1 protein-coding gene is annotated in these 582 nt (G+C 61.0%); it reads left to right on the forward strand.

Annotated elements, in window-relative coordinates; genetic code table 11:
• Positions 1–122: 122 nt before the first annotated feature.
• The coding region (locus tag RBA40_RS33455) for a phage major capsid protein (protein WP_510184492.1) at positions 123–582 on the forward strand (460 nt) is incomplete at its 3' end.

Below are 582 nucleotides of genomic sequence, written 5' to 3' on the forward strand. Positions count from 1 at the left end.
CAGCTGTCGCAAACGGCGGCCTGCCGAAGCTTTCCCGGGGTGAGCCCGGTGGCGAAAAGAGCGACGAAATCCTGGCCGCATTGCGCGGCTTCAAATTACTCACCCCATAGGAAAAACGAATCATGGATATGACCGAACTGAAAAGCGAATTTAGCAAGATCAACGACCAAGTGAAGGAGCATGGCCAAAAAGCACTGGCCGAGGCTCAGCGCGGCATCGCCATGACCGAAGGCGTCAAGCAAACCGTCGACGAGCTGCTGGTCAAGCAAGCCGACATGGGCGCTGAACTCGCTGACGTGCAGCAGAAACTGGCGCGTCGCGGCGATGAGCAGAACCAGTTCGCCAAATCGCTGGGCGCGCACTTCGTCGAGAACGACGCGTTCAAGAAAGCGAACCAAGCCGGCGACCTGCGCCGAAAGGGCGGCCGCATCAGCGTCGATATCGAAGCCAAGGCGATCACTACCACCAACACCGGCGCCGGCGTGATCGCTGACCGCCAACCGGGCATCATCACGCAGCCGCAGCGCCGCCTGACGGTCCGCGACCTGATCGCACCTGGCCGCACCGCGTCAAATTCGATCA

Origin of the sequence: Massilia pseudoviolaceinigra, assembly GCF_030846505.1 — a bacterium.
GTDB classification, from domain to species: domain Bacteria; phylum Pseudomonadota; class Gammaproteobacteria; order Burkholderiales; family Burkholderiaceae_D; genus Telluria_A; species Telluria_A violaceinigra.